The 1,528-nt window shown below is 68.6% G+C and carries 1 protein-coding gene and 1 pseudogene; both read right to left on the bottom strand.

The genetic code is table 11. The features are described 5' to 3' along the window. A pseudogene (locus ABZ412_RS35815) lies at positions 1–719 on the bottom strand (hypothetical protein); the annotation flags it as partial. A gap of 87 nt (positions 720–806) precedes the next feature. Then, positions 807–1,528, bottom strand: a 722-nt coding sequence (locus tag ABZ412_RS35820; protein ID WP_357289753.1) for a S1 family peptidase, incomplete at its 5' end; no start/stop codon positions are given.

A 1,528-nucleotide genomic window follows, 5' to 3' on the forward strand; every position in this document is an offset into this window, starting at 1 on the left:
TCTGCTGCGGGGTTGACCTTCACAGTGAGGGTGGTGGGCTTGCCGACGGTGGCGCCGGTGATCGGGTTGAGGGTGATAGCGCTCTGCCCGGCCGGAGTCGTCGGGCCGGACGAGCCCGATGAGCCGAGCCCCGGCAGGTCGGAGGAGCCGGAGGGTCCCTGCGCGACCCGCACGAACTTGAGGGCGTCGGGCAGTGGCAGGTCCTGGCTCTGGGAGATGTCGTGGACGCCGAGCACGATGTCGTTGCCGGCGGTGTCGATCGCGGCGCCCTTGACGTGGCCGGACAGCGGTGCGGGCAGCTGCGTGATCCAGCCGTTGAGCTGATCGAGCAGGTCGAACAGGGTGCGCTCGCTGCGCGGCTGGTCCTTGACCGTGTAGCCGGCGACCTCGACAGCGGTGCGGGCGGCGGCCTTGTCGGGTCCGTCGGCCAGGCCGACCATCGGGGTGCCGGCCGCGTCGAGCCAGGCGCCGGCGAACGCGGTGGGGAACTGGCCGCGCAGCGTGTCGGCGAACTTCACCAGGTCCTGCCCGGTTTTCGCCTGGTCGAGGTACTGGGTGGGGCTGAGTCCGAGGTCGCGCTGGATCGCGGCGACCATGTCCGCGGGCAGCGCGGGCGCCGGTGCGGCGGGTGCGGCTTGTCCGAGGATTGCGCAGGGCGCGGTCAGGAGGAATGCCGCGGTGCCGATCATCGCGGCACGGCGGATGGGGGTACTACGCATCGGGGTCTTTCGGATCGAGGGGCTCGGAGGCATGGGGGGTGGCGCCGTTGTGCAGGGCCACCCCATCGAGTCGCGTCGAGACGCGATCTATTTGGTGTTGATTTTCAGGCCGGGGTTGGCCTCGAGGATCGACTTGATCTGCTGCCCGTAGGTCTGCTTGTTGGGGGTGCAATCCCACTCGCTGCCGGCGTAGAGGATGCCGAGCGCCTTGGTGCCGGTCACCATGGCTCCACCGCTGTCGCCCGGGATCGAGCACAGTTTCGCGGTGAAGGTGCTGTCGTCTGCGGTGGTGATGACACCGCAGGTGTAGCCGGAGGTCTGGCCGGACTTGCACACCGGCGCCCCGACCACAGGCTCCGCGGTGCCGGTGATCCGCACCGGGTCCCCGCCGTAGGTGTCGACGAAGTTGTTCTTGAAACGGGAGGCGACGCTGCCGTCGATCTTGATGAACGTGTAGTCGCCATCGTGGACTGTCTTGTCGACGAAGGCGCCCAGGTAGGTGTCGCCCAAGGTCACATTCTCGGCGGTGGGTTCGTTGTCCTTGGGCCGCGGGTCGCAGTGTCCGGCGGTGATGTTCACGAGGTCGCCGTTACCGTCGACGGCATTGAAGCCGAACGAGCAGGGCTTGTCACCGGTCGAGCCGCTGCGGTAGCCCTGGCCACCCATGATGGCGTCGGCCGGCGGCTTGGGCGTGGTGGTCGTGGGCTTCGGCGTGGTGGTGGTGCCGTTGGCGACGGTGATCTGCTGGGTGGTGGTGGGTCCGGCGACGTCGTCGAGGCCGGTGAAGCTGACCTTGATCGTCACCTTGC

Source organism: Nocardia sp. NPDC005746, from assembly GCF_040630785.1.
Taxonomy (GTDB): domain Bacteria; phylum Actinomycetota; class Actinomycetes; order Mycobacteriales; family Mycobacteriaceae; genus Nocardia.